Genomic DNA, 25,584 nt, shown 5'->3' with positions numbered 1-25,584 from the left:
GCCTGATTGCGATCGCCAATCATTTCAAGGGAACGCAGGTGCTCTCCCGCCCCGTCCCCGCCGTGCGCGCCGCAGCGCACGACCTGCCGGACCTTTCGGAGATAAAGGGGCAGGAAAGCGCCAAGCGCGCGCTCGAGGTGGCGGCCGCAGGCGGCCATAACCTTTTGATGGTCGGCCCGCCCGGCGCCGGAAAATCGATGCTGGCCGCGCGCCTGCCCTCCATCCTGCCGCCGCTGATGCCGCAGGAACTGCTGGACATGTCGATGGTGCATTCCATTGCCGGCAAGCTCGCCGGCGGGCGGCTTTCCGACCGGCGGCCCTTCCGCGCGCCGCATCATTCCGCCAGCATGGCCTCGCTCGTCGGCGGCGGCATCAAGGCAAGGCCCGGCGAGGCGTCGCTTGCCCATCACGGCGTTTTGTTTCTGGATGAACTGCCGGAATTTTCGCCGCAGGTGCTCGATGCGCTGCGCCAGCCGCTGGAGAACGGTGAGTGCGTGATCGCCCGCGCCAATCATCGCGTCTCCTATCCCGCCGCTTTCCAGCTTGTCGCCGCCATGAACCCATGCCGCTGCGGCATGGCCGGGGAACCGGGCCACAGCTGCGCGCGCGGGCCGCGCTGCGCAAGCGAGTACCAGGCGCGCATTTCCGGGCCGCTGATGGACCGGATCGACATCCGCATCGACGTGCCGGCCGTCTCCGCCATCGATCTCATCGGCGCAAGCGCCACCGGCGAGACGAGCGCCGCCATCGCCCGCCGCGTTGCCCGCGCCCGCGAGGCCCAGCGCGAACGCTTTGCGCGCCTTGGAGAAAGCGCGTCCACCGTCAACGCCCGCGCATCGGCCAATCTGATCGAGACGCTTGCGGAACCCGATGCCGCAGGCCTCGCGCTCTTGCGGGAAGCGGCGGAAAAGATGCGGTTTTCGGCGCGCGGCTATCATCGCATTCTGAAGGTCGCCCGCACGATCGCCGATCTCGACGGCAAGGCGACGGTCGGCAGGGTCCATATCGGCGAGGCCATCGCCTACCGGGTCTCGGCGACCGAGCGGATCGTCACGGCGGCTTAGCGCATCGACCCGAAAAACCGGAATCGATTTTCGGAAAGAACGATGCGTGGATCCAACGGGTTGAAGCGCCCTTTGTGCCTCCGAACGGACGACGGCGTTCCAAGCGGCCTGCCCCGAAGAGGGGTCGTCGACTACCGATTGAAATCCGCGTCCGGCGAGGGAGGGGTTCGCTGCAGGGCGGAGAGATCCATGATGAAGCGCCGGACGGACCAGGACGGCGAAGCGAAAGCCCCTGTCGGCAGGCAGCCGGGCGCGACAATCCGGCGGGCGGAGGGAGCCCCTGCATTTGCGCGCCGGCCCTGTCTGTTCTTTTAGAGCGCCGTGCATCCATTCGGATGCACAAAGGACGCTCTAACCTATTGAATCTACGCATCGTGCTTTCCGAAAATCGATTCCGATTTTCGGGCCGATGCTGTAGGCCTCGCAGCCCTGCTGATGCCGGCGCGGGCGCGCGATCATTGAGAAAACACTCCTGAAGCACCTTTCTCCGGGCATGCGGGCGCGGCTCCGTCGCGGCCCACCCTTTTCCCCGTCGCTTCCGGCAGGGCTAGGCTTGACGCATCAGGTCCAGCGACCAAGCAAAGGAAGTTTCTCATGTCGGATCAGACGACCAGGCTCGGCCTCCCCTTCATTCTGCCCGCCCAGGCGCAAAAACACGTCACCCATAACGAGGCGCTGCAGCGGCTCGATGCGATCGTTCATCTCGCCATTTCCGGCGAGAGCAACACCCCGCCTTCGAGCCCCGATGACGGCGCATGCCATCTGGTCGCGGCAAGCCCGACCGGCGAATGGGCGGGCCATGCCGGCGCGCTTGCGCTGTTTCAGGATGGCTACTGGCAGTTCATCGCGCCGGTCGCCGGATGGTCGGCCTGGTTCGTGTCGGAAAACGCGGTTCGCGTGTTTGACGGCAGCGGCTGGATTTCCCCGCCGCCCGGTCCGGATCTTGAGCTTGCCACGCTCGGCATCAACGCCACGGCCGACGCCACAAACCGGCTTTCGGTTTCCGCGCCTGCGACCCTTCTCAACAATGCCGGCAGCGGGCATCAGTTGAAGATCAACAAGGCAACGGCCGGCGACACGGCGTCCCTGCTCTACCAGACCGGCTGGTCCGGCCGCGCGGAGATGGGGCTTTCCGGTTCCGACAGTTTCGCGATCAAGACGAGCCCCGACGGCGCAAGCTGGCACGAGGCTCTCAGGATCACCCCGGCGGGCGCGGTCACCATGCCGTCGCGGCCGCTCGCCCGCGCCGCAGCACCAGCCGGTTCGGCGCTGATTGCCGGTCCCGCGAACCGCGGCTTCGGCACGCTTCATGTCGGCGAAGGCGGGTTTTCGCTGGGCGCGGCCGTGACGGGCGGCGGCAACCGACTGGTCTTTCCGGCAAGCGGCTATTACGCCGTGAGCCTCACCGTCACCGCCACGGCGGCGGGAAGCTACTGGGTAGCGCTCGAAAAGAACGGCTCGGAAAATTGCGTGGCCCTCAGCGGCATAGCGACCGGCGGCAATCCGCTGACCCACTCCGCCGCCGCCATCAGCTATTTCTCGGCCGGCGACTATGCCCGCCTCGCCTTTTCCGGCACCGCCACATACCAGTTCGGCTACGGCGCAACGGAAATGACGGCCATGCTTCTTTGAAGCCGGCTTGCCATGGGCCGCTCTTCCCCGCTATGCCTTTGAAGACAAAAAACCTCGGAGGCGGCCCATGGCAGGCAAGATCGACTGGCGCGAGAGCTTCAATCTCAAACACCCATCGCTGAAACCGCTCTGGGTCCGCGTCATGGCCGTCGCGCTTTGCGGCGGCTGGGCGGTCGCCGAGATCTTCATCGGCTCGCCCTTCTGGTCGATCCTGTTCGGGGCGGCGGCTGCCTATATGGCCTATGTGTTCTTCATTTCGCCCGAGCGCGTCTATTTCAACAGCCGCGACGACAAGCCGGAAGAGTAGGTCCTGGCCTCAACTTGGGTAATTCCCGGCAAAGGTCCTGTCCGCCAGTTTCGGCAGCATGAAGCGGAAGGCGACCGAGCGCACGCCCTGAAACAGGAGCATGGCGATCCACAGTCCGTGATTGCCGAAGAGCGGCTGCAGCACGGCCCAGGCGGCAAAATAGCAGGCCAGAGAAAAAAGCATCAGCGTGCGCATTTCGCGTGACCACGTGGCGCCGATGAAGACCCCGTCCATCTGGAAGGCGATGACCCCGACCAGCGGCATGATCGCCGCATAGGGCAGATAGACATGCGCCAGCGTCTGTGTCTCGGCGATCGGCGCGATCAGCGCCACCACATAAGGCCCGGAGATGAAGAAGGCCGCGGACACGAAAACGGCCATCGCCACGCCCCAGAGCGTCGTCAGCCGGATCACGCGGTCGAAGGCCGGGCGATAGAAGGCGCCGACGGCGCGGCCCGCAAGCTGTTCGGCCGCGGTGGCAAAACCATCGAGAAAGGCGACGCCGAAGAAATAGTAGCGCAGCAGCACCGTGTTAGCGGCGAGCACATCAATGCCCAGAACGCCCGATTGCCGGGTGAAGAAGGAAAGCCCGATCAGAAGCGCAAAGGAACGGATCATCATGTCGCGATTGACCGAGAAAAGCCGCTTTACGGTGGAAAGATCCGGCACTTCCCATTTGTGCCGGTCCGTGCGCCGCAGGATCAGGATGACGCCGGCAATCGCCGTAACGCCCTCGGCAACCAGGCTTGCCGCCCCCGCGCCGGCGAGACCGTAATTCAGCCACAGCACCCAGAAGAAGGCGAAGAACAGGTTGAGCGCGTTAAGCGCAACCTGCAGCAAAAGCGCCGTCACCGCCTCGCCCCTGCCGATGACCCATCCGAATACGACGAAATTGAACAGCGCAAAGGGCGCCGACCACACCCGCCATGCATAATAGGTCCAGGCCGCCTCCCCCACGGCCCCGTCGGCGCCGAGCACGTAAAGGCCGAGCCGGCCGATCGGCACATGCAGGAGCATGATCAACAGACCGGAGCCGACCGCGATCAGGATGCCGCCGAGCAGCATGCGCTGTTCGGCGCGACGATCTTCCGCGCCGACGGCCTGCGCCGTGAAGCCGGTGGTGGCGCCGCGCAGGAAGTTGAACGTGGTGAACAGGACATCGAAAATCACCGCCGCCAGCGCCACGCCGCCGATCAGCACTTCGTCGCGCAATTGCCCGACCACGCCGGTCGCCGCAAGGCTCACCAGCGGTGTGGAAAAATGCGCGATCATCATCGGCAGTGCAATGGTGAGCACCTGCCGGTGCGTCACCGAAAAGGGGCGCGGAACGCGGCCGGCGGTGGTTTCCAAAATGACCTAGTCCTTGATGTGCGGCTCGCCCAGTGTGTGCATCAGCCGGTTGGCCCAGCCGAAAATGGCGATTGCGTGGATTAGGTCGAGGATCTCCAGGTCGTCAAGGCCCGCCTCGCGCAAATGATAGAACTGGTAGACCCCGACATTGTCCGGGTGCGCTGTCAGATCGACGCCGAAATTGAACAACGCCTGATCATAGTCGGGCAGGTCCGCCTCAAGCCCCTTCTCGTAGATCGCCTCGATCACTTCGGGGCGCTTTTCCAGCTGGATATGGCGGTTAGCGTGCACGGCGGCGCAATAGACGCACTTGTTGACGAAGGAAGCCGCCAGCGCGCCCATCTCCCGGCCGGCGCGCGAAAGACCCTCCTTGGAATACATGATGTCGTTGAAGAGCGGCGAGCGCTCCTTCAGCGTTTCCGGCTCCTGCGCCAGCACCAGAACATAGTCGGAAACCTTGGTGTTGGACGGCGTGATCTGCAACGCCTCGCGCTGTTCGTCGGTCGCGGCGTCAAGGTCGACGGGTTTCACATAGGGGCGCCAGTCAAGCGGCTTCAGGGTGAATTCGTGAACAGGTTCGGACATGTCAGTGGTCCCTCAGCATCTTCAGCCCGGCGACGACCAGGATCTGGTAATTGACGAAAGCCGTCAGGCTTGCCAGCGTCACGATGTCCCGGTCATCAAGGCCGGCGGCATAGAGTTTTTCCACATCGGCGCGGGTGGCCTCCTTCGGCGTCAGCGTCACCTTGTCGACCCGCTCGAGGATGGCATCGAGCTTCGCATCCGCTTCCCCCGGGCGAAAGCCGGTATCGAGGATCGCGTCATAGGCGCTTTCGCCATAGCTCTTGAGCAGGTCGCGGTAATGCGCCTCAAGCTCGGCGGCCTTCCAGAGCCCGCACATGCGCGCGGCAAGGGCGGCACGGAAGGCATAGCTGAAATTACCCGGGTCCTTCGGCGCCAGCGCCGCCTCGTAGCTTGCCTGCGTTTTCTGTTTCAACAGTTCGCGCCGGTTTCTGAGCGCGATCATGTCGGCATCCTCGCCGAGCACCTTGTCGATCACATCGACCATTGAAGTCTCCCTTCAGTCTTCCGACAGCGCTTCATCAAGGAAGTCAAGCCGGTCCTGCCCCCAGTAGAGCACGTCCTTGTAAATCCAGGTCGGCGTGCCGAACACGCCGCGCGCGGTCGCCTCGGCATGGCTGTCATGCCAGGCCCGGACGATCTCCGGTTCCTCTTCCATCGCCTGCAGCGCCTTGCCGTCAAGGCCGATGCGGTTGGCAACGTCGATGCGCACCTCAGGCAGCGTCACGTCCAGTTCCTCGCTCCACAGCGCGTGCAGCAGTGCGTGGGACAGTTCGAGCGCGGGCAGGCCCTCGCGGTCGGCGGCAATCACCATGCGGGCGGAAAACTCGTTATTGGTCGGATAATGGGCGGGCTTCAGCACCAGCGGCATGTTGAGCCGCTTCCTCCACCGGTCAAGCTCCACGGCATGGTAATCCTGGCGCGGCTGTGGCCGCGAGCGCAGCGGCACGCCGCCATTGTCGGGCACGATCCGGGTCGGGCGGACGACGACATCGAGGTCGTGCTTTTCGATCAAGGCCTTGAATTGCGGCCAGCCGAGATAGGCCCACGGAGAGGAAAGCGCGTGGTAGTAATAAACGGTCTTCTTGATCATGGTCTTGTCCTTCATGCCCGCTCGGCGGCCACGGCGTCGGCATCGGTCCATTCCGTGCCGTCGAGTTCGGGCTTCTCATAGGCCAGCAGGTCTTCCCAGTGCTGATCCAGATCCTTGCGGAACAGGCTGGAGGCAACCCCGCGGGCAAGCCAGAGCGCGCCTTCGCTGATCGCCGGAATGTCACCCGAAACCTTGCCGAGGCTCATGGCCGAGCTGTAGTTGAAGCTGTGGATGTCCGCGAGAAAGGGCGCTGCGCCTTCCTTCTTTTCCGAAAAGGAGAAATCGGGGTTGAGCCAGGGAAAACGCCCGAGACCGGGGTTCTGTTCTTCCGGCGGCGGCGTGTAGCGGTCTTCCCAGCAGGCGATCTCGGCGTTGAAGGGCTCAAATTCCGGCCGCGCCATCGGGTCGACGGTGAAGCCCGTCCCCAGGATCAGGAAATCGCAGCGGAATTCGCGGCCGGTCACTGTGGTGATCACCACTTCCGCCCCATCGCGCTCAACTTTGGCAATGCCGCAGTTGAAATGGAAGTAGGCGTTTTCGTGGCGGCTCACCCTGAGGGTGGATCCGTGTGGGGCCGGCGTCTGCTGCTTGTCGCCATAATCCATGATGCGCCAGCGCCATTCGGGAGACAGATCCGGCAGGCCCGCCGTCACGCCATAGGAACCGATGCCCATCAGCTTGTTGATCGTCGGCATCTCCTTGCGCCGCGCCAGAAGCCTGACTTCCGCAGCGCCATGTTCCAGAGCCTCGGCAGCGTTGTCGACGGCGGACGCGCCGACACCGATAACGACGACGCGCTTGCCTTTCCATTTGTCGAAATCGATCTCGTCGGCGGAATGCGCCCAGCTTTCGCGCGGCAGGCCGGAGACGAAGCCGGGAACCGTGCCCTTGCCGAGCCCGTCGCGGCCCGTCGCCCAGATCAGCTTGCGGGTGATGATGGTTTCGCCGTCGGCCATCTTGAGGGCCAGAAGACCGTCTTCGCGCGGGATCACGCGTTTGACCTTCATGCCGTTTTCAACCGGCGCGCCGGTCACCTTGCGGTACCAGACGAGGTAATCCTGCCACATCGGCCGGGGAATACGGTAGAGTTCGTCCCAGGCTTTTGTGCCGAATTGCGCGCGATACCAGGCCTGGAAGGTGAGCGAGGGAATGCCGAGAGCAGGGCCGAGCAGGTTTTTCGGCGAGCGCAGCGTTTCCATGCGCGCATAGGTGAGCCAGGGACCTTCCTTGCCTTCGGGCGCCATATCGATGATGCGGGTATTGTGCATGCCCTGGCGCTTCAATTGCAGCCATGCGGCAAGCCCGCACATGCCGGCGCCGACGATGACGATGTCGCTCACCGGCGTGCCGTCGACCGGGCCAACCGGCTTGACCCAGTTGGCGGAAGGAAAGTTCAGATAATCGAGATCCTGACGAACCCGGTCATTCAGCGCTTCAAGCGCCTTTTCATTGGTCATGTCTTCAGTCCTTCAGAGCATCAGTCAGCAAGCACGACGGCGTCTTCCTCGCGCCAGCCGATCCAGACATCGTCGCCCTCCAGATGCGCGAGCGCTACCGGATCAAGCTGGGCCACAAGCGACTGGCCCTCGTTGAGCCCGACGGTGAGCGCGGTGAAATTGCCCTTGAACAGCCGGTTTGTGATCCTGCCCGGCAGCGCGATCCTGCGGTCCGGCTCGCGGCTGACCGCATAGATTGCTTCGGGTCTCAGCGCCACGGTGACATGGCTTCCGACCTTGGCAGCGGGGCCGGTCAGGGTGGCGTGGATCATATGGCCGCACCAGTCGAGCGTGGCGATATTGCCGTCGACCGACCGCAACTCGGCATCAAGAAAGTTCGATTCGCCGATGAAGGTGGCGACGAAACGGTTGACCGGGCGGGCATAAAGCGTGTGGGGATCGCCCATCTGCTCCACCCTGCCATTGTTCATCACGACGATGACATCCGACATGGTCAGCGCCTCTTCCTGGTCATGGGTGACGAAGAGGAAGGTCTTGCCGGTCTTTTCCTGAATGCTCTTCAGTTCGATCTGCATCTGGTGGCGGAGCTTCGCGTCGAGCGCGGAAAGCGGTTCGTCGAGCAGCAGCACGTCCGGATCGGGCGCGAGCGCGCGCATCAGCGCCACGCGCTGGCGCTGGCCGCCGGAAAGCTGATCGGGCATGCGGTCGGCATAGTCCTGCAGCTCGACCAGCGCCAGAAGTTCCATCACCCGGGCGTGGATCTTCTCTGACGGCATGCCCTTCAACTCGAGCCCGAAGGCGATGTTGCGGCCAACCGTCAGGTGCGGAAACAGCGCATAGTCCTGGAACACGATATTGACGTTGCGCCGGTGCGGCGGCAGGTGCGTCACATCCTTGCCGTCGAGCAGGATGGAACCGGAGGACGGGTCCTCGAAGCCGCCCAGCATACGCAGCGAGGTCGATTTTCCGCAGCCCGAAGGCCCGAGAAGGGTGACGAACCTGCCGCGCTCGATCTGAAGGTCGAGATTGTTCACGGCGAGCGCTTTGCCGTAATACTTGTTGACGTTCTTGAAGTGGACGAGCGGTTGCATTTCAGTTCCTTGAACGGCGGACGCGGCGTTCGGCATAAAGCCCGACGGCGCCGGTGGCGATGAGGACGAGTGTTGCCATGGCGTTTATCTCCGGCGACATGCCGCCCGAAATCTTGGCGAAGATCAGCATGGGAAGGGTGGTCTGGTAGCCGCCGAGGAAGAAGGTGCGGACGAAATCGTCGATACTCGTCAGCGCGCAGAAGATCATGCCGCCGACCAGCGCCGGGCCGAGATAAGGCAGCGTGACGCGAAAGAAGGCGATGAAATTGTCTGCGCCCAGATCGCGCGCCGCATCGACAAGGCTCGACGGCATCGAGCGCAGCCTGGTCATTGCCATGATCACCACGAAGGGCACGGCATGCACCGTATGACCGAGGATGATGGCGAAGGTGCCGGTCGGAACGTCGATCGCGCGGATGAAGATGCGCATCGAGATTGCCTGGATCATGCCAGGGACGACGGCGGGCAGACAGGCGAGCGCGAAGATGACCGCCTTGCCCCAGATCGCCTCGTTGGAGGCAAGGAGCGCGATCCAGACGCCGATTGCGGTGGCCACGACGGTGACGACGAAGGCGATCATCAGCGAATAGCCGACGGCGCTCAGGAACTGTTCGTCCTGCACCACCTGGACATACCATTTCATCGTGAAGCTATCGATCGGGAACGAGATGAAGTTCGAATCCTTGAAGCTCATCGCCGTCATCAGCATCAGCGGCACGAAGAGATAGGCGACGAAGGCCCAGTAGAAGCCGGTGAGGAAAACGTTCTGGGGGTTTTTCATGTAAAAACGCATCGTCGGTCCCTCACATCAGCTTCACGTTGCGCCCGCCGACAACCCGCATGAACAGGCCGACCGAGGTGAGCGAGATCAACAGCATGATGATCGAGAAGGCAGCGCCCGCCGGCCATTTGTCGTTGGAGCCGTGGAACAGCTGGGCGATGATTTCCGGGAAGATCACCGTATTCGGCCCGCCGAGCAGAAGCGGCGCGGCGAAAACGCCAATGGACGTCAGGAACACCAGACTGCAGCCCGAGACGATGCCGTCGCGCGACAGCGGCAGGATCACCCGGCGGAAGCGCTGCAACGGGCCGGCGCCGAGATCGGCTGCGGCATCGAGCAGGCTGTTCGGGATCTTCTCGATCGAGGAGTAGAGCGGCAGCAGCATGTAGAGGGCGATCAGGTAGACGACGCCGAAGCTCAGTGAGAAATAGGTGTAGAGCATCGGGATCGGCCGGTCGATAAACCCAAGTTCGCGCAGAAGCGCGTTGACGGCGCCGCGATTGGCCAGAAGCATGATGACCGAGAAGACGCGGATGATCTCGCCCGCCCAGAACGGCGTCAGCAGCAGCAGGAGCGCCTTGTTGCGCGAGGCGGGGCGGATGACCTTGCCGATATAATAGGCGACCGGATAGACCACGACGAGCGTTGACGCCGTCACCACCAGGGAGAAGACGAGGCTGCGCAGGAAGGGCACGAAATAGAGGCTCTCCTGGAAGAACAGCGCGTATTGCGAAAGCGTATAGACCGGCTCGTCGCCGTCCATCAGCGGATAGTTGGCAAGGAGCGAAATATTGCCCATCTGCAGGATCGGACCGATATTGAAGAAGGCGATCCAGGCGAGCGGCACGGCCAGCAGGACGACAAGCCGGGCGACGCGGTTTTCGGCAAGAAGACCGATCGTTCCGCGGTAGAACGGCGAGCGGGCGACCTTGCCGATCCAGCTTGAATAGCGCGCCCGTGACGTCTTCGCGCCCTGACCGCCACCGGCCAAAACATCATTGGTCATAGTCAGAAAATCCATAGAGTACAAAGGCTACGGCGTAGCGCAGTCGACCGGGCGAAATGCTGCCGCCCGGCCGGGGCATTGATCAGGCCGCCTTGATTTCGGCAACGGCCCTGTCGATCATCTCGTTCTTCATGTCGCGGTTTTCTTCCGCGAAGAACTGGATGCGGGCGATCTGCTCTTCCGGCAGCGCGATCGCCGCGCGCTCGCGGTCGGTGAGCAGCTTGTCGACGCCGGCAAAGGCGCTGGCAAAGCCGGACTGGCGCGTCATCGCCGCGCCGACTTCCGGATTGGCGAGGAGCGCGGAGAAGAACTTGTAGGCAGCATCCACGTTCGGCGCATGGTTGACCAGGTTGAAGGAATAGAGGAAGCCGTAGGTGCCCTCCTTCGGGATCGACAGTTCGATCGGGAAACCGTCCATGATCAGCTTGGCGGCGGGGCCTGACCAGGTCTGGGCGACATAGACGTCCTCATTGACCAGCATCTGCTGCACTTCGGCGCCGCCGTCATAGAACTTGCGGACCATGTCCTTGTGCTCGATGAGGAAATCGCGCGCCGCGTTGACTGCGGCCTGGGCTTCCTCAGGCTTGTCGACATAAGCGACGAAATCGCCGTCATAGCCCAGATATTTCATGGTGATCGAAACGAAGTCGGAGATGATGTAGGTGGTGAAGCCCTTGTATTCCGGATCGAACATCAGGCCCCAGCTATCGGAGGGCTTGGTGTAGTCGGTGTTGCGAACCATGCCTTCGAAACCGGCGAGCAGCGGCACGCCATAGACCTCGCCCTTGCGGACGAGCTGCGGCGCGCCCTTGTAGGGCCCCGCAAGATTGTCCCAGGTGGATATCCTCGCGGGATCGATCGGCTGCAGGAGATCGGAAGCCATGAACTGGCTGAGACGGTGACCGGCGACGGTGACGATATCGGTGGTCGGATCGGCGCCTTCGGCCGCGAGCAGGTTGTACTGCTTGCCCTGGTCGTCTGTCAGGCGGATGCGCACCTCGATGCCGGTATCCTTCTCGAACTGCTCGACGAAGCCCTCGGGGAGGAACTTGTCATAGGTCGTGATGTTGAGGACATTGCTCTGGGCATAGGCCGGACGGATGATGGACGGCGCGGCAATGAGCCCCGCGCTTGTCCCCATCATCTTCAGGGTCGTGCGCCGTGTCGGATTGCGAAGTGTCATTCTCGATCTCCTGGTTTGTCTGTCCCGCGTCCGGTCCCTCTCGGCCGGAGCGCGGGCTTTTCCTCGCCGACCTAGTGGACTGGAAGAGGACGGCTTTCTTTCCCCTCCGCTGAAAGCTCGTCTTCCAGGGAGAACCTGACCGCCGCCTCGGCATGAAGCAGCGTTGAATCGAAGCAGGGCAGGTCGAAATCCTCCGGACGGACCAGAAGTCCGACCTCGGTGCAGCCGAAAATGATGCAGTCGGCGCCTCTCAGTTTCGCCCGCTCGGCGATCTCGACATAGCGTTCGCGCGATGCGCGGCTGATCACCCCGCAGCATATCTCCTCGAAGATCACGTCATGGACAGTTGTCCTGTCGACCTCTTCCGGAATGACCGGATCAAGGCCGAAACGGTCCCTGAGGTAGCCGACATAGAACGGCTTCTCCATCGTGTAGCGCGTGGCCAGAAGCAGAGGCCGGTCCAGGCCCTTCTTCTTCACCGCAGCGCCGGTCACTTCCGCAATGTGGATCAGCGGAATCGTGATCGCCGCCTGCACCTCGTCGGCGAGGATATGCATCGTATTGGTGCAGATCAGCACCATGGCGCAGCCGCATTGCTCCAGCTCGCGCGCGGCCGCGATCAGCGTTTCGGCCGCGAGGTCCCAGCGTCCGGCCTTCTGATGCGCGACAATCTCGGAGAAATTGACGGAGCGCAGGCAAAGATCCGCCGAAGCCAGGCCGTCGCCCATCAGGCGCCGGACCTCCTCGTTGATGTGCTTGTAATACACTGCGGTGCTCTCCCAGCTCATGCCGCCGATCAGACCTATCCTTTTCATTGTCTCATTCTCAATTCTGTTTCAGGTACGAACATAATCAGCGTAGCGAACCTGACAGAAGAGAGTTTTCTTATTTTTGCACGAACATGGGATTTAAAGAGATTCCATCCTACAAGAACATGCCGAATGCGGATATTTTATCCACCATGCGAACTTGACATGAATCCCATACTAGTGCACAAATTTTACTCAAAAGATACAATTTACCAAAACTTGGGCAAAGCATGCGGAATTTTCTGCATTTTGACAAGGGTCAACCTGCGAATTAAGCCATATCCGCAAGTCTATTTCGGCGTCATATTTTGTCGAAACGGAAGAGCAGACGAAAAATCCGTCTCGATTTTCAGTGAGTTCTGAGAATTTCGTCCCCTCTGCGGGACATCAGGGGAGCGTCAGGAAATGTTTGACCAGATCGACCGCAAGATCGTCGATATCCTGCAGCGCCAGGCAGACCGGACGGTGAGCGAGATCGCCGAGGAGGTCGGCCTTTCGCACACGCCCTGCTGGCGGCGGATCAAGCGCATGGAAGACCTCGGCTTCATCCGCGCGCGCGTTGCCCTCATCGACCGCAAGATGGCCAATATTCCGATGACCATCTTCATCGCCGTCAAGGCGCCGCGCCACGCCATCGAATGGTTCGATGAATTCCGCAAGCAGATCAGGGACATTCCCGAAGTGACCGAGGCCTACCGGCTGACCGGCGATACCGATTACCTGCTGAGAATTGTCGTTCCCGACATCGAGACCTATGACCAGGTCTACAAGAACCTGATTTCGCGGCTGGAATTCTCCGACATCAACTCCTCGATCGCGATGGAGGAACTGAAGTTCACCACGGCGCTGCCGACCAATTACATGTGATGAGACAAAGGCTCGACGACCCATGAAAATCGCAATTCTCGGCGCAGGCAACAACGCCTACGGCCTTGCCGCCTTCATCGCCGATGCCGGCCATTCGCCCGTGCTCTGGTCACCGTCCGGCACAAGGGCCGTGGAACTTGCCGAGGGCACGGCGCTGACGGCCACGGGCGCGGTGGAATTCGAAGGCCCTGTCGGGGTCGCGCCCTCATGCGCGGATGCCGTCGGCAACGCCGATCTGGTGATGATCGCGATGCCGGTCAACGGCCACCGGTCAGCCATCGATGCCATGACGGACCATCTGAAGCCCGGCACGCCGGTGATCATTTCCTCCCACAGTTCCTTTGCCGCGCTCTATCTTTCGCGCGCGCTGAAAGAGGCCGGCAAGACCCTGCCGATCATCGCCTGGGGCACGACGCTTCTGACCGCGCGGAAAAACGGCGACAGCGCCGTCGTGGTCAACACCGTGCGCCAGAAGGTCGACATGGCAACCGTCCCCTTCAGCGCCATGGATGAAGGCCACGCGCTCTGCACCGAATTGTTCGGCGATCGTTTCGTCAGGCGCGACGGGCTGATGGCGATCGCGCTGTCCAACCTCAACCCGCAGAACCATCTCGGCATTGCGCTGATGAACCTGACGCGGATGGAAAAGGGCGAGACCTGGGGTCAGGGCGAGAACATCACCCCGGCCGTCGGCCGCTTCATCGAGGCGCTGGATGCCGAGCGGCTGGCGATCGCGGAGAAATTCGGGTTTCACGTGAAGACGGTGCGCGAGCACTTTTCGCTGTCCTTCCATGTCCCGCTCGCCTCAGTCTCGGAGATGAACCAGGAGATGCATGCGCAGGGCCGCGGCGGCTTCGGCCCCTCGACCATCGAGAGCCGCTATATTCTGGAGGATGTGCCCTTCGGTCTCGTCGCCACCAGCGCGCTCGGCCGCATGGCCGGCGTTCCGGCGACGCTGCACGAGGCGGGGACGGCGATCTTCTCGGCCGCCTATGGCCGTGATCTTGCCGCCGACAACGACCTTCTGCCCGCGCTCGGTTTTGCCAGCCTCGACAGGAAAGAACTCGAGCGGCTTTGCCGGGACGGCTACGCCGGCTGAGCCGGTCGTCAAGGCCCGGGCGCTATTCGTCACAGCTCAGCGAATGGAAATAGTCGCCCCAGCTGTTGATGCGGATATCGAAATAGCGGCCGTCCTCGAACACCCGGCCGCCATCCCAGACGAGCGCGCCGTCCTTGGCGGTCCCGCGCATATAGACCACGCCATTATCCGTCATCAGGTCGACGAAGCGGCGCTGGCCGGACTCGATCCGACCGGAAACGGTGGTGAAATCGCCGCCGCCGCCAACCGGACGGTAGCGCAGGCTGTAGTCGATCGGCGCGTCGCAGCGATTGCTCAGGACGAATGTGATGGAAAGGTCAGGCGTCGCTTCGATGGCGCGGAAGAAGGGTGAACCGGCGCCGGTGACGACCCGGCCGATCGCCTCGACTTCGGCATTGCCGATATAACGTCCCGCACCCGGATAAAGATAGAGCCCGGTAATCCCGGAGGCCACGCGAATTGCCGCGCCGGAAGCCCCTTCCGGCAGAGCGCAGTTCATCGCCATGATGTCTCCCGGCGCGATGGAAAGCGCCGCGCAGGCCGATGTCGTCATCTGGCCGCCTGTCGCACGGTCGTAGAACCGGATCGTCAGAATGCCATCGTCGCCTTCCGTCTCCCGCCGGTCGAAAGCCGCCTCGTCGGTCTCGGCGCTGAAGGGCGGATGCTCGACAAGTTCGGCAGTCTCGACAATGGCGAGCTTGCCTTCGAAACGGTCAGACGGGCCGAAGGGCGCCCCGTCCACCGGCACGAACACGCGCCGGATGAAGCGCCGCGCGGTTGGAATATAGCCGTCATCGAGATCGACGCGCGGCATCACCTGCCGGTCGGCAAGCACCGCATCCGTTTCCGGATCGATGACGCAGGTAGCCGCTGTCAGCACGTGCCTGGGGCCGATCACGGTCGCGCTGCAGACGAGCTGGTCAACGCCGGTGACGATGGCGGCCATGGCCCGATCCGGCGCATCGCGCGCCTTGACCGGCTCCGCGACCGTTTGCGCCGAGGCGAAACCGGGCAGCGACAGAAGACCAAGAAAGAGCAAGGAAAAGATGAAGGGCAGACCTCGGCGAGGCTTCGAAGCAAAACAGCGCAAATCATCCTCCCCGCGGCGCTTCGGCAAACACCAGAAGCGACGCTGTTTCGCCGGCGCGAAGGCTGTATTCCTGTGCGTCCGGCCCCTTCACGACCCGCGAATGCACCTGGATCGTGCAGGTGTTCTGCCCGAGCGCGCCCTCGCTCAGCGCCTTCACGGCAATCCGCACCGGCCCGGGCGCAACCGACGGCTCGAAACGTGTGCCTCCGTTCAGAAGATCGACAACCTCAGACGACACGACGCCCGTGCTGTCGCTGATCGTCAGTTCCACGCGGTCGACATCCTCGCGCCCATTGTCGGTCAGCGTGAAGGCAAGCGGCAGTTCGACGAATACCGGCTGCAACGCGCCATCATCGAAAACCATCTCGGCGCCGCCCGGAAGCTCATCGCGGGGCGGACCGGGGTCCGCATAGGACGCCGCATCGTCCTCCATCATTGCCATGATCGCGCGCGCTTCGTCGCGCGCCTCGTCATAGGCCGTCCGGTCGCCGTCCTGCAGGCTGTCCGGCAGGCTCAACAGCCGTTCATACTTGCGCAGAAGCCGGAGCGATATCCGGGGCCTGAATGCCGGTTCGTGGAAGGCTTGCGGATCTTCGCGCAACGCCGCGACCTCGTAGCCGAAGCTGCGGGCGGCCCCCGAGAGCAGGCGGTTGACCGCCTCGGCCGTGGCGATCGCACGGTTGCGCAGATTGTGCTCGGCAAGATAGGCCATCAAATCCGCCGTCGACCATTTGATGGCGTCAAGTCGTGCGCCCTCGGCCCGCAAGTCACCGTTCCAGACCGTCTTCGCCGTTTCCGCTTTCACCCAGTCGCCCTTGGCGATGCCGCTCTCCCAGACAAAGGTCCGCCCCCAGTCGGGGCTTGAGGGCATGTTGAAGGCCCATTCGCCGGGAAGGCCGGGCGCCTCGACGTCCTGCACCAGTCCGACATAGGCATTCTGGCTTGGGGCATAGAAGCGGAACACCAGCCTGACGGCATAGGGCTGGACAAGCGGCGCCCCCTCCGGCAATGCCGCGCCGCCGCCCGCGCCCTGCGGCGACCAGAGCTGGACCGCGCCGGGACCAAGCGTGGGCAATTGAAGGCGGTAATCCGTCGGTTCGTAGCGAAAATGGGTGGAAAGCACGGGCTCGCCGTAAAGAAGGCCCATCTTCAGTTCGGCCTCCCAGTCGATCGTCACGGTCGAGGCGGGCGCCAGGTCTTCGCCGACGAGCGGATTGCGGAAGCTCGCCTCATATTGGTCGCCCCCGGCCTCGACAAGGCGCACTTGGTCCTGCGCCAAGGCCGCTGCCGGCAGAGCCAGAAGAACCAGAAAAACCAGCGCCAGCAGGCCGTGGACCGCCTTTTCCCGCGGCCCCATATCGCCCGTCGCGGATCTGCCGAAAATCAGGAATCGAGCCATGACTCAAATTCCCTCTGCTGTTCGTCCGAAATGAAAAGCCGGCGTTTTCCGCCAAGCGGACCGCCGTTGACCCGCTGGCCGTAATAGCTGTCGCCATAGGCCTCATCCAGCTCGTAAGGCACAAAGCTCAGCACATACCAGCCTGCGACCGCAATTGTGGCGATCACGCACAGTCCCGCGAGAAAACCGATCTTCCACCAGCGATGCGACCGTCTTTCGGACAACGGGACAGCCGCCGCCCGCGCCTCTCCGTATTCGGCCTCCTCATCGCCGCCTGCCTGCACGCCGCCGGCAAGCAGATAGACGCCCCCGGCGGTTCCGAGAGCGGCAGCCAGCGGATCGTCCTCATCGGGCTCGATCACTGCGATGGCGCGCTGACGCGTCAGGTTGCGGGCGTCATTGGACGACAGGATACGGCCGGCAAGCGGGGCCTGAAGCTCTACCACCTGTCCGCTCGCCGCTTCGATCGTGTAAAGCACGCTGTGGCGATCGACCCGCCCGCCCGGCTCGGCATGCACCTTGATGACGCTGGCCGGATAGAGCTCGCTGTCGACCGGCGTGTGGAGGTCGACGCGCCTCGAGGAAGCGTGCGGTGAAGCGGGAGCGACGATTTGCGGAGCAGACCGCGCTTCTTCCGGCTCCATTACCTCGATCTCGAGCAGGCTCTCGCGTCGGAGAAGCGTCGCGCCGACGGCAAGCGGCGCGGAAACGGCCTTGCCGCTCTCGCTGGCGCGCACATGAAAAGGCCGGCCATTCGCCGTCTCCAGATCGTAAAGCGGGTCGCCGCTGACAATCGGATCGCCCAGCCTGAAATAGGACCTTTCCACCCTGGCCGGATAGAATTCGTCTCCGGCCGGGCTCTCGATACTGACACGCGCCATCGTCTTCACCACCCCTGCTGCGATCGAAACTAGTCGAGCGCCCGGTTCTCAGCAAGTGGCGAAGCGGTTCCGTTCAAACCAGGCTTTCCGAATGTTTAAACTTCGACCTGCCGCGCTTCCGATGCGAGCATGATCGGCACGCCGTCACGAATGGGATAGGCAAGCCTCGCCTTCCGCGAGACGAGCTCCTGGCGCTCGGCATCATAATCGAGCCTGCCCTTGGTCACCGGGCAGACGAGAAGCTCCAGCATTTTCGGGTCGATCCCGGCATCCTTCTTGGCCATGACAGGCCGCCTATTGCAGTTTGTCGCCGGGATCGCCGGCAAGCGCGAATTCGATGATCGCCACGAAGAGCTCGGCGCGTGTCTTGAGGTCCGGTGCTTCCAGAAGCGCCTGCTTCTCCGCCGGGCCAAAGGGCGCCATCATGGAGAGCGAATTCACCAGCGTCAGATTGCCCGCCTGTTCGATATGCGCCCACTCCGTCTCCAGCCCCTCCGCCTCGAGATAATCCCTGAAGGCTCCCAGAAGGGCGGCGCGATCGACGCTTTCTTCCTGCGCCTCGACATTGAGGTCGCCCATGAAGGGGGCGATCTCGAAACTGCGGAAGGGCTTGGCGGTACGCACTTCCTCGATCAGGCGGACCCGGCAGATGCCGGTCAGCGCCACGAGATACCGTCCGTCGCCGGTCTCCGCGAAAGACGTGACCCGGCCGATGCAACCGATATTGGAAAGCGGGGTGGCGTCGTTGACGCTCAGCGTCTCGTCGTGACGGGCCGGCTGGACCATGGCGATCAGACGGTTTCCCGAGATCGCCTGATCGACCATCGCCAGATAGCGCGGCTCGAAGATGTTGAGCGGCAACTGCCCCTGCGGCAGCAACAGCCCGCCCGTCAGCGGAAACACCGGAACCACCTCCGGCAGATCCTTCCGCGTCAGATATCGGGCATTGCCAACCTGCATGAAACGTGTCCCTCTAGAGCGCGTCCAGGAAAAGTGGAAACCGGTTTTCCGTCCGGACGCGCGGAAAAACAAAAGCTTAGAGCGTGTTCGCGATCCACGTCAACGCGGACATGCTCTAAGAAAACAGGATCGTCGACAGCCGGCGGCGCGCGGCGATCGTCGCCGGATCCTTCGGTCCCCAGGCCTCGAAGAAGGCGATCAACTGCTTGCGCGCGCCGTCATCCTCGAATTCGCGGTCCTTGCGCATGATCGTCAGAAGATGCTCGGCCGCCTCGTCACGCTTGCCTTCGGCATTCAGCACCTTGGCAAGCTTCATGCGCGCGGCGTGGTCGTCTGAATTCAAGGCGAGCGCGTGTTCGAGAGCTGCCGGATCACCGAACTTGCGTGCCTCCTCGATCTGCGCGATGCGCGCGGCAAGCGCCTTGATGGCGTCATCCTCCTTCAATTCCTCCGGCACCTGATCAAGCACCTGCCTGGCACGATCGAGCTGACCGGCGGCGACCATGCAGCGGCCAATGCCGGCCAGCGCCTTCGGGTTCTCCGGATCGGCCTGCATGACGGCGGCAAAGAGCTGGCCGGCCTCCTGCAGCTTTTCTTCCGCCAGAAGCTGCTCGGCCTGATCGAGCGCGGAGGCGATCTCGGCCTTGCGGTCCTGTTCGGACGGGCTTTTGTCGGAGAGCTTGGCGATGAACTCGTTCACCTGGCTTTCCGGCACAGCGCCCATGAAGCCATCGACCGGCTGCCCATTGGAGAAGGCGATGACGGCGGGAATGGACTGGATGCCGAGCTGGCCGGCGATTGCCGGGTGATCGTCGATGTTCATCTTGACGAGCTTGACCTTGCCGCCGGCAGCCGTCACGGCCTTTTCGATGACCGGGCCGAGCTGCTTGCAGGGGCCGCACCAGGGCGCCCAGAAATCCACCAGCACGGGCTGGGTGCGCGATTCTTCGATGACATCCTTGCCGAAATCGGCGGTGGTCGTGTCCTTGATCAGTTCGCCGGGCGGCGTCGCGCCGTTTGCCGCGCCACTGGCCGATACATTCATCTGCCCTGCAAGAGACCCGCCATATGGATTGTCAAAACCGCTCATCACTATCTCCCCGTCCGGCCCGAAGGCCTATTTCCGACTTTGCTTCTAAATCGTGTGTCACGCCGTCACTTTCAAGACAAGCGGCTCGTGCCCCGTCGCCCGGATGAAGCGCAGCAGATCATCGCGCCCGATCGAGGTGGTCGCGGTGTTGCGCAGGGGGTGGCAATTGATGATCTCGTTTTCCATCAGGTCGGCATCGAGGATGAAGGTGACCTGACGCGCCGTGTCGTTGATCGCGCCAAGTGCGGTGACCGAGCCCGGCTCGACGCCGAGACAGTCCATCAGCGCGTCCGGCTTGCCGAAGGAAACCCTGCCCGATGCGCCGATCAGGGTGTGCACCTGCTTCAGGTCAACCGTCGCATATTCCTCGACGGTGAGCAGGAAATAGCGGCTCTTCTTGTCCTTGACGAACAGGTTCTTGGTGTGACCGCCCGGAATTTCCTCCCGCAGGTCGTCACCTTCGGCCACGGTGAAGACCGCACGGTGTTCGCGATTCTCGTAGGGGATCCCCAGTTCGTCGAGGAAGGTGAAGAGATCATCGGCGGTCTTGGTCTCGGTCATGGCGGCTGGCACTTCGAATGGGCGTGAAAACGTGTCGCGCCTTTTCACCACCATTCGCCGCCGAATGCAACAATGGCCCCGCAAACGCGGGGCCATCGCAGTAATGTCAGGCGAGGCAGATCAAACGCCGCAAAGGCTGACCGTCATGCCCATCTTCGCCGCCAGAGCCGCCTTGGCCATCATCGCCTTGTCGGCCTCTTCGGCGGAAAGCGCATAGACGACCTGGATGTGGTTGGCCTTGTGGCGAGCCATCATCTGGTCGCGCGAAACGCCGGTCAGCACCGCATTCATGATCGGCCAGGGATAATCCGTGGCGCGGCTGCGGCGCTCGCACTCTTCCGGCGGCAGCTTGACCGCCTGGCCGCGCCCGATATCCATATGAAGCGCGCCGTCCTTGACGAAGATGCGGCTCCAGACGATCTCGCCGGGCTTCGCATAGCCCTTCAGCGTGCCGCCGCCGAAGGGGAAGAACATGGACGGCTGGCGATAGCTTTCCGAGCCGGCCCAGCCGCCCTCGTGATGGGCAGGCGGCACGGCGCCGGAGATCTCGAATACCCAGACGAAATCGTCACGCGAGCCGGACTTGTCGGCGTCGCCCCAGCGCAGATCGTGCAGCGTCGTTTCCACCGGCTGACCGAGCGCGCGGTGCAGGCGGTTGGTCAGCACCGCATCAAGCCCGGCGCATTCATCGACCTCGTTGAAATGCACGATCGCCTGACCGTCGCGGATGATCGAGCCATCGTCACGGGTGACCGGCGGGCGCTCGTCATTGTTGAGCATGCCTTCCACCAGGTCGGAGGCCGGCAGCAGATCCTTCAGCCCCTGCTGGTACTGAATGCCGATCGCCTCGCAGCCGAAGAAATCGGCAAGCCGGACCGCGGCAATATACATGCGGCACTGGTCGATGACCTGCTCCTCGGTCAGCTCCTCCTTCGGGTCCGCGCCGAAATGGAAGGTCATGCCCTTGTCGAGCATCCATTGATAGGCCGCGCGCGCTTCCTCTTCGGGAACCTGTTTGGTCGCGTGATAGAGCGCCGACTGCGACAGCCGCTCCTTGAACACGCCGAGCGGCATCAGCATCTCATCGGGGATGATGGCATTGTACATACCCATGCAGCCCTCGTCGAAGACGCCCATGATCACCTTGTTGCCGGCCATATCGACGGCGATATCGTCGGCGAGCCTCGAAAGCTCCGCCGGCACTGCGGCGGCATCGAACGGGCGGACATGGCTTTCGTCGTGGGCAATCGCGCCGCTCTCGAGCCAGCTTTTGAGGCCAGAACGGAAGAAATCATCCTCGAAGGTCTCGCTCCAGAGCGAGGAATAGGCGATTCCGGCCTTGGTCAGCGATCCGTTGAGGTTCAGGAGGCCGACGAGACCCGGCCACTGTCCCGACCAGTTGGCGACCGTCAGGATCGGGCCCTTGTGCGAGGACAGTCCTGGCAGGACGTGGTGGGAATACTGCCAGACGGCCTCCGCCACGATGACCGGCGCATTCGGATCGATCGTCCTGAAGACATCCATACCCTCGCGCTGGGTGGCGATGAAACCGTGGCCCGCGGGCTTTTCCGGGTGCGCGCGTCTCAGCGTGTGGCCCATTTCGGCAACGACGGCGGCAAGCTTGTCCTCCATCGCCTTCTGCGTCGGCCAGCATTTGGTATTGGCGCTCTCGCGCAGGTCGCCGCTGGCCACCAGCATGATCTCGGTCATGTTCTTGTCCTCCCGATTGTTCCTGAAAACGTGGTCTTGCCGCACCTTGGCTGATTGCGCTCGAAAGCAAATGTCAAAATTGCAGAAAACCGCATTTTTTGCTTGCAGTTTCGTGTCAGCAACCTTGTTATCGCCGAAAAAGCCACTTGTCCAGACAGAAAGGGACGGTCTGGCGCTGCGCTTCCGGCAGCCCCGGGCGGCCGCTGGAATCTCTTCTCGGCCACGATGCGCGAACGAGGCGCGCCAGCGAAACGCGCCTCCGCTCGCCGCATATCCGGCGGGCCGGCTCAGGCCCTTTCCCGCCGATCGCGGCGACCCTTCTACTAAGAGCCTGAAATGAATGCGTTATTTTCCAACTGCAAAAAAAACCAGAAATCCGTCATTTGCCTGTTGCATTTGAAATCGGGTTAGGCCATATACGCCCTCGTCGCCGACATGGTGACACCGCCGGTCACAGCCTTACCCCCGACCGGTGTGATGAGCGGGTGTAGCTCAGGGGTAGAGCACAACCTTGCCAAGGTTGGGGTCGAGGGTTCGAATCCCTTCGCCCGCTCCAGTTTCTTCAGCATGTTAATTTCTCTTTTGTCTGCAAACATTAAGCCGGACCGGCAGATGTCAGGCGCGCTTCCGATGGCTGAGCTATGCTGGCATGCAGGTCTGCCTTTCGCCAGCCGCATGGCTGGACTTGAACGGAAGCGGCCGCCGCTTCTCGGAAATCTTGACAAAATCCAAAAAGAACAATAAATCCAGCACTATACAAATAAATTACTGCGGGGCTCCGGGAGAAAGACTGCGCGCTCCAGTTAACGTCAAGTTCCGCCTGTCTCGTTTGCGGCGAAAACAGATCAAAAAAGCGGCATCAGCTAATGACTTTTTTGCGGAGACGAGTTAGAACAGGATACATTCAATTCATCTTAACAATATAAGCGATTGCAAACACAGAGGGTGCTTCAGTGAGCGCGGCGGATTTTCAGGCCTCCCCCACGGCCCATATTCAGGAACTGACCTCATTGCCCCGTCGGGCATTTGGCCACGAGCTTGTTTTTTCTGACAATTCCAGAAAACGAAAACTGCAACTGGCGCTGAAGCGCCTGTTCGATATCGCCATTTCTTTTGGTGCGCTGGTTGCGCTTGCACCGCTTTTTCTGGTCGTGGCGATCCTCATCAAACTTGACAGTCCCGGCCCGGTCTTTTTCAGCCAGGTGCGCTGGGGACGTTACGGAAAGAAGATCAACATCTTCAAGTTCCGCTCCATGCGCAACGATCTCGGCGACAAGACGGGCGTGAAGCAGACGGTCGAAAACGATCCGCGCATCACCAAGATCGGCGCTTTCCTGCGAAGGTCGAATATCGACGAGCTGCCTCAGCTCTTCAACGTCCTGCGCGGCGACATGTCGTTGATCGGCCCGCGCTGCCACGCCGTCGGCATGCTGGCGAGCGGCATGCTGTTCGAGGAACTCGTGCCGGAATACCACCAGCGCCACGTCATGCGCCCTGGACTGAGCGGCCTTGCCCAGATCCGCGGATGGCGCGGCCCGACGACCCGGCGCGGCGAGGCGCGCGCCCGCATCATGTGCGACCTTTATTACGTGTCGAACTACAGCTTCATGCTCGACATGCAGATTCTCCTGGCGACGATCCGCTCGGAAGTCGGTCGCGGCACCGGTTTTTGAGCCTCGTCGGGCCCGGGCGAGAATCCGACCCGACCCGTTGACCCTGCCACTTGCGAAAACGAACCGCCAGCGCCTCGCGCCGGCGGTTTTCGCCTGTCGGGAGGGAGGGCGGAGCGTTTTGCGCTACCAGCTTTTCAGCGCCCTCAGTTCCGGCGTCTTCTTGAACATGTGTTCGTCCATACGGGCAAGCAGGGTGTCGAGCGTGGAGACCCCCTCGCCCACTGCCGGCCCCTTGTTCAGCATCACGCATTCGGCGCGCGCGCCCATGGCCGCATCGGTCATCTCACCGCGCGAGGGCACCCCGGTCCTGACCAGATTTTCGAGCACCTGCGTTGCCCAGATCACCGGAACGCCTGCCGCCTCGCAGATCCACAGAATCTCCTCCTGCATTTCTGCCAGTCGCTCGAAACCGATCTCGGCTGCAAGATCGCCGCGCGCGATCATGACGGCAAACTCCCTTTTTCCGGCGGCGCGCGCGATCAGCGCAGGCAGGTTCCTCACCGCTTCCGGCCGCTCGATCTTGGCAACGACGCCGAGCCCCGGATTGCCGTTGCCGCCGGCGCCGAGTTCCCGATCAAGCAGGTCGAGGTCTTCCGGGCGCGAGACGAAGGAATAGCCGACCATGTCCGCGCATTCGACCACAGTCGAAATGTCGCCCTCATCCTTGGCCGTCAGCGGCGAGAGCCCGAGCGCGGTATCGGGCAGGTTCAGCCCCTTTTCGGGCTTCAGCCGCGCGCCGTTCGCCTTGGCGCGCTCGACCCTGATCACCGCCATGCCGTCGGCGACTTCGGTCACCACGGTCTGCAGCTTGCCATCGTCATAGAGCACCCGGTCGCCGACCTTGAGCCGGGTCACCATTTCCGGCAGCGAGACGCTGACGGCGAAGCGGACATCGTCGAAAAGCGACGGCTCGTCGGAGGCCACCAGGCGGATGCGGTCGCCGACATTGGCCTTCAGCTTCCGCTCGGCCAGCAGAACCTGCTCGGTGCGGATCTTGGGGCCGGCGATATCCATCAGCACGGTGATGCGCCGCCCGGCCGCATCGCCCGCCGCCCGTGCGTGTTTCGCCATGGCCCGCCAGGCCTCCGGTCCGTCATGGGCGCAGTTGATGCGGGCGATATCCATGCCGCGGCGCACGAGATCGGCAACGAAAGCCGGGTCCTCGGCCGCCTCGCTCGCGAGCGTTACCATGATGCGGCTGCGCCGGTGCGCCGGCGGCGGGCCGAACATCAGGTCGGTGGCCTGTTCCAGCCGCGCCTCGCCCGCGAAGAATGTCTCCGACGATGGCAGCGGCACGGGGCTCTGCCGTCCGGCGCGCGCCGCAAGGGCGACAAGCACGGCATCGAGCGTGGGCAGAACCCGGCTTTCCAGCCGGCCAAGCGAGGAAAGCCCGTGGCGCATCAGCGCGCGCTGCAGCGGCCGCACGTCGTGATGGCGCAGCGCCAGGTAATGCGCCAGATTGACGATGCCCGGCAGAGACGCCGCCTCCGGCCCGAAACCCTGCAGGATCGGGCGCGCCTCGTTTGCCACCAGGTCGCGCAGGCTTTCCACGCGCTCCGTCAGGCCCCAGACATCGTCCATATCGGCAAAATGCTCGAAGGCAACCATGACCCTCTCCTCCCTTTCTCTTCCCTCCACCAGATAGACCGATTTTCGCGACCATTCCATGACAGGGATCATAAGGCCGCCCGGCTTGCGCCGGGCGGACCGGCGGGTCTATGGATGAGCGACCGGTTTTCCGGCACACGAATGCAAGGCAGGAGTTCCAGAGCATGCATGGCGAATACAAGGTTCCCGGCGGCAAGCTGGTGGTCGCCGACCTCGAGATACGCGACGACAGGCTTTCAGATGTCCAGATCGCCAGCGACTTCTTCCTCGAGCCGCCGGAGGCGCTTTCCG

25 protein-coding genes and 1 tRNA gene are annotated in these 25,584 nt (G+C 62.9%); 7 read left to right on the top strand and 19 right to left on the bottom strand.

The genetic code is table 11. The features are described 5' to 3' along the window. From AC5DC2_RS03490 to AC5DC2_RS03480, 3 genes are all read left to right on the top strand, one after another. Positions 1-1,064, top strand: a 1,064-nt coding sequence (locus AC5DC2_RS03490; protein ID WP_491697479.1) for a YifB family Mg chelatase-like AAA ATPase, incomplete at its 5' end; no start/stop codon positions are given. Positions 1,065-1,658: 594 nt separating this feature from the next. Next, positions 1,659-2,696: a DUF2793 domain-containing protein gene (locus AC5DC2_RS03485; RefSeq protein WP_491697478.1), complete on the top strand. Its 1,038-nt coding sequence runs from the start codon at positions 1,659-1,661 to the stop codon at positions 2,694-2,696. 67 nt (positions 2,697-2,763) lie between these two features. Then, positions 2,764-3,003, top strand: coding sequence for a hypothetical protein (locus AC5DC2_RS03480; protein ID WP_491697477.1), 240 nt, complete (start codon positions 2,764-2,766; stop codon positions 3,001-3,003). Between the two features lie 9 nt (positions 3,004-3,012). On the opposite strand, the gene AC5DC2_RS03475 is transcribed toward AC5DC2_RS03480, so the two are convergent. The 10 genes from AC5DC2_RS03475 to AC5DC2_RS03430 form a co-directional block, all read right to left on the bottom strand. Then, the gene (locus tag AC5DC2_RS03475) at positions 3,013-4,353 is read right to left on the bottom strand and encodes an MATE family efflux transporter (RefSeq protein WP_491697476.1); all 1,341 of its coding nucleotides are present in this window, start codon (positions 4,351-4,353) and stop codon (positions 3,013-3,015) included. Between the two features lie 6 nt (positions 4,354-4,359). Beyond that, entirely contained in the window at positions 4,360-4,938 is a 579-nt protein-coding gene (locus AC5DC2_RS03470; RefSeq protein WP_491697475.1) for a peroxidase-related enzyme, read from the bottom strand. A 1-nt stretch (position 4,939) separates the two neighbouring features. Further along, on the bottom strand, positions 4,940-5,422 hold the full coding sequence (locus AC5DC2_RS03465) for a CMD domain-containing protein (RefSeq protein WP_491697474.1): 483 nt from the start codon (positions 5,420-5,422) through the stop codon (positions 4,940-4,942). 12 nt (positions 5,423-5,434) lie between these two features. After that, complete coding sequence (locus AC5DC2_RS03460; RefSeq protein ID WP_491697473.1) at positions 5,435-6,028, bottom strand: 2-hydroxychromene-2-carboxylate isomerase; 594 nt, start codon at positions 6,026-6,028, stop codon at positions 5,435-5,437. An 11-nt stretch (positions 6,029-6,039) separates the two neighbouring features. Further along, positions 6,040-7,485 carry an NAD(P)-binding domain-containing protein gene (locus tag AC5DC2_RS03455; RefSeq protein WP_491697472.1) on the bottom strand — a complete coding sequence of 482 codons (1,446 nt, stop codon included), beginning with the start codon at positions 7,483-7,485 and terminating at the stop codon, positions 6,040-6,042. Between the two features lie 20 nt (positions 7,486-7,505). Then, positions 7,506-8,576: an ABC transporter ATP-binding protein gene (locus AC5DC2_RS03450; protein ID WP_491697471.1), complete on the bottom strand. Its 1,071-nt coding sequence runs from the start codon at positions 8,574-8,576 to the stop codon at positions 7,506-7,508. Between the two features lies 1 nt (position 8,577). Continuing rightward, positions 8,578-9,369, bottom strand: a complete 792-nt coding sequence (locus AC5DC2_RS03445; RefSeq protein WP_024708885.1) for an ABC transporter permease — start codon at positions 9,367-9,369, stop codon at positions 8,578-8,580. Positions 9,370-9,379: 10 nt separating this feature from the next. Continuing rightward, a complete protein-coding gene (locus tag AC5DC2_RS03440) occupies positions 9,380-10,363 on the bottom strand; it encodes an ABC transporter permease (RefSeq protein ID WP_491697470.1) in 984 nt (327 codons plus the stop codon). A gap of 82 nt (positions 10,364-10,445) precedes the next feature. Then, positions 10,446-11,546 carry an extracellular solute-binding protein gene (locus AC5DC2_RS03435; protein ID WP_491697469.1) on the bottom strand — a complete coding sequence of 367 codons (1,101 nt, stop codon included), beginning with the start codon at positions 11,544-11,546 and terminating at the stop codon, positions 10,446-10,448. Positions 11,547-11,617: 71 nt separating this feature from the next. Next, a complete protein-coding gene (locus AC5DC2_RS03430; RefSeq protein WP_491697468.1) occupies positions 11,618-12,361 on the bottom strand; it encodes an aspartate/glutamate racemase family protein in 744 nt (247 codons plus the stop codon). Positions 12,362-12,760: 399 nt separating this feature from the next. Here AC5DC2_RS03430 and AC5DC2_RS03425 point away from each other — a divergent pair, with 399 nt between their 5' ends. Then, positions 12,761-13,222 carry an Lrp/AsnC family transcriptional regulator gene (locus AC5DC2_RS03425; protein WP_024708889.1) on the top strand — a complete coding sequence of 154 codons (462 nt, stop codon included), beginning with the start codon at positions 12,761-12,763 and terminating at the stop codon, positions 13,220-13,222. 22 nt (positions 13,223-13,244) lie between these two features. After that, the gene (locus AC5DC2_RS03420) at positions 13,245-14,321 is read left to right on the top strand and encodes an NAD/NADP octopine/nopaline dehydrogenase family protein (protein ID WP_491697467.1); all 1,077 of its coding nucleotides are present in this window, start codon (positions 13,245-13,247) and stop codon (positions 14,319-14,321) included. A 22-nt stretch (positions 14,322-14,343) separates the two neighbouring features. Here the strand turns inward: AC5DC2_RS03420 and AC5DC2_RS03415 are convergent, their stop codons facing one another. The 8 genes from AC5DC2_RS03415 to AC5DC2_RS03380 all read right to left on the bottom strand — a co-directional run bounded on the left by AC5DC2_RS03415 (position 14,344) and on the right by AC5DC2_RS03380 (position 22,012). Continuing rightward, positions 14,344-15,360: a trypsin-like serine peptidase gene (locus tag AC5DC2_RS03415; RefSeq protein ID WP_491697466.1), complete on the bottom strand. Its 1,017-nt coding sequence runs from the start codon at positions 15,358-15,360 to the stop codon at positions 14,344-14,346. Positions 15,361-15,412: 52 nt separating this feature from the next. Then, positions 15,413-16,810 (bottom strand): hypothetical protein, encoded by a 1,398-nt coding sequence (locus AC5DC2_RS03410; protein ID WP_491697465.1) that lies wholly within the window; start codon positions 16,808-16,810, stop codon positions 15,413-15,415. Further along, entirely contained in the window at positions 16,795-17,691 is an 897-nt protein-coding gene (locus AC5DC2_RS03405) for a hypothetical protein (RefSeq protein ID WP_024708893.1), read from the bottom strand. The genes AC5DC2_RS03410 and AC5DC2_RS03405 overlap by 16 nt, the downstream gene beginning before the upstream one ends. Positions 17,692-17,786: 95 nt before the next feature. Then, positions 17,787-17,975, bottom strand: a complete 189-nt coding sequence (locus AC5DC2_RS03400; RefSeq protein WP_024708894.1) for a Trm112 family protein — start codon at positions 17,973-17,975, stop codon at positions 17,787-17,789. Between the two features lie 10 nt (positions 17,976-17,985). Then, entirely contained in the window at positions 17,986-18,651 is a 666-nt protein-coding gene (locus AC5DC2_RS03395; protein WP_024708895.1) for an LON peptidase substrate-binding domain-containing protein, read from the bottom strand. 115 nt (positions 18,652-18,766) lie between these two features. Beyond that, positions 18,767-19,741: a thioredoxin gene (gene trxA, locus AC5DC2_RS03390; protein ID WP_491697464.1), complete on the bottom strand. Its 975-nt coding sequence runs from the start codon at positions 19,739-19,741 to the stop codon at positions 18,767-18,769. A gap of 57 nt (positions 19,742-19,798) precedes the next feature. Next, the gene (locus AC5DC2_RS03385; RefSeq protein WP_491697463.1) at positions 19,799-20,302 is read right to left on the bottom strand and encodes a prolyl-tRNA synthetase associated domain-containing protein; all 504 of its coding nucleotides are present in this window, start codon (positions 20,300-20,302) and stop codon (positions 19,799-19,801) included. Positions 20,303-20,422: 120 nt separating this feature from the next. After that, positions 20,423-22,012, bottom strand: coding sequence for a fucose isomerase (locus AC5DC2_RS03380; protein WP_491697462.1), 1,590 nt, complete (start codon positions 22,010-22,012; stop codon positions 20,423-20,425). A 481-nt stretch (positions 22,013-22,493) separates the two neighbouring features. Here AC5DC2_RS03380 and AC5DC2_RS03375 point away from each other — a divergent pair. Both AC5DC2_RS03375 and AC5DC2_RS03370 read left to right on the top strand, forming a co-directional pair. Beyond that, positions 22,494-22,568, top strand: a tRNA-Gly gene (locus tag AC5DC2_RS03375). 514 nt (positions 22,569-23,082) lie between these two features. Then, positions 23,083-23,685, top strand: coding sequence for a sugar transferase (locus AC5DC2_RS03370; protein ID WP_024708899.1), 603 nt, complete (start codon positions 23,083-23,085; stop codon positions 23,683-23,685). 123 nt (positions 23,686-23,808) lie between these two features. Here AC5DC2_RS03370 and AC5DC2_RS03365 read toward each other — a convergent pair whose 3' ends face one another. Beyond that, the gene (locus AC5DC2_RS03365) at positions 23,809-25,266 is read right to left on the bottom strand and encodes a pyruvate kinase (RefSeq protein WP_491697480.1); all 1,458 of its coding nucleotides are present in this window, start codon (positions 25,264-25,266) and stop codon (positions 23,809-23,811) included. Positions 25,267-25,584 lie beyond the last annotated feature (318 nt).

The sequence above is a fragment of the Martelella sp. genome (genome assembly GCF_984369615.1).
Note: the sequence above shows the minus strand (reverse complement) of the source record. Positions and strands in the feature narration are given on the sequence as shown.

Bases quoted from the DNA above. Each gene is read 5' to 3' on its own strand.
- AC5DC2_RS03485 (WP_491697478.1), top strand. From the start codon at position 1,659: ATGTCGGATCAGACGACCAGGCTCGGCCTCCCCTTCATTCTGCCCGCC.
- AC5DC2_RS03395 (WP_024708895.1), bottom strand. From the start codon at position 18,651: ATGCAGGTTGGCAATGCCCGATATCTGACGCGGAAGGATCTGCCGGAG.
- AC5DC2_RS03420 (WP_491697467.1), top strand. From the start codon at position 13,245: ATGAAAATCGCAATTCTCGGCGCAGGCAACAACGCCTACGGCCTTGCC.
- AC5DC2_RS03410 (WP_491697465.1), bottom strand. From the start codon at position 16,810: ATGGCTCGATTCCTGATTTTCGGCAGATCCGCGACGGGCGATATGGGG.
- AC5DC2_RS03470 (WP_491697475.1), bottom strand. From the start codon at position 4,938: ATGTCCGAACCTGTTCACGAATTCACCCTGAAGCCGCTTGACTGGCGC.
- AC5DC2_RS03440 (WP_491697470.1), bottom strand. From the start codon at position 10,363: ATGACCAATGATGTTTTGGCCGGTGGCGGTCAGGGCGCGAAGACGTCA.
- AC5DC2_RS03425 (WP_024708889.1), top strand. From the start codon at position 12,761: ATGTTTGACCAGATCGACCGCAAGATCGTCGATATCCTGCAGCGCCAG.
- AC5DC2_RS03455 (WP_491697472.1), bottom strand. From the start codon at position 7,485: ATGACCAATGAAAAGGCGCTTGAAGCGCTGAATGACCGGGTTCGTCAG.
- AC5DC2_RS03430 (WP_491697468.1), bottom strand. From the start codon at position 12,361: ATGAAAAGGATAGGTCTGATCGGCGGCATGAGCTGGGAGAGCACCGCA.
- AC5DC2_RS03405 (WP_024708893.1), bottom strand. From the start codon at position 17,691: ATGGCGCGTGTCAGTATCGAGAGCCCGGCCGGAGACGAATTCTATCCG.
- AC5DC2_RS03445 (WP_024708885.1), bottom strand. From the start codon at position 9,369: ATGCGTTTTTACATGAAAAACCCCCAGAACGTTTTCCTCACCGGCTTC.
- AC5DC2_RS03450 (WP_491697471.1), bottom strand. From the start codon at position 8,576: ATGCAACCGCTCGTCCACTTCAAGAACGTCAACAAGTATTACGGCAAA.
- AC5DC2_RS03365 (WP_491697480.1), bottom strand. From the start codon at position 25,266: ATGGACGATGTCTGGGGCCTGACGGAGCGCGTGGAAAGCCTGCGCGAC.
- AC5DC2_RS03385 (WP_491697463.1), bottom strand. From the start codon at position 20,302: ATGACCGAGACCAAGACCGCCGATGATCTCTTCACCTTCCTCGACGAA.
- AC5DC2_RS03400 (WP_024708894.1), bottom strand. From the start codon at position 17,975: ATGGCCAAGAAGGATGCCGGGATCGACCCGAAAATGCTGGAGCTTCTC.
- AC5DC2_RS03380 (WP_491697462.1), bottom strand. From the start codon at position 22,012: ATGACCGAGATCATGCTGGTGGCCAGCGGCGACCTGCGCGAGAGCGCC.
- AC5DC2_RS03480 (WP_491697477.1), top strand. From the start codon at position 2,764: ATGGCAGGCAAGATCGACTGGCGCGAGAGCTTCAATCTCAAACACCCA.
- AC5DC2_RS03435 (WP_491697469.1), bottom strand. From the start codon at position 11,546: ATGACACTTCGCAATCCGACACGGCGCACGACCCTGAAGATGATGGGG.
- AC5DC2_RS03465 (WP_491697474.1), bottom strand. From the start codon at position 5,422: ATGGTCGATGTGATCGACAAGGTGCTCGGCGAGGATGCCGACATGATC.
- trxA (WP_491697464.1), bottom strand. From the start codon at position 19,741: ATGAGCGGTTTTGACAATCCATATGGCGGGTCTCTTGCAGGGCAGATG.
- AC5DC2_RS03460 (WP_491697473.1), bottom strand. From the start codon at position 6,028: ATGATCAAGAAGACCGTTTATTACTACCACGCGCTTTCCTCTCCGTGG.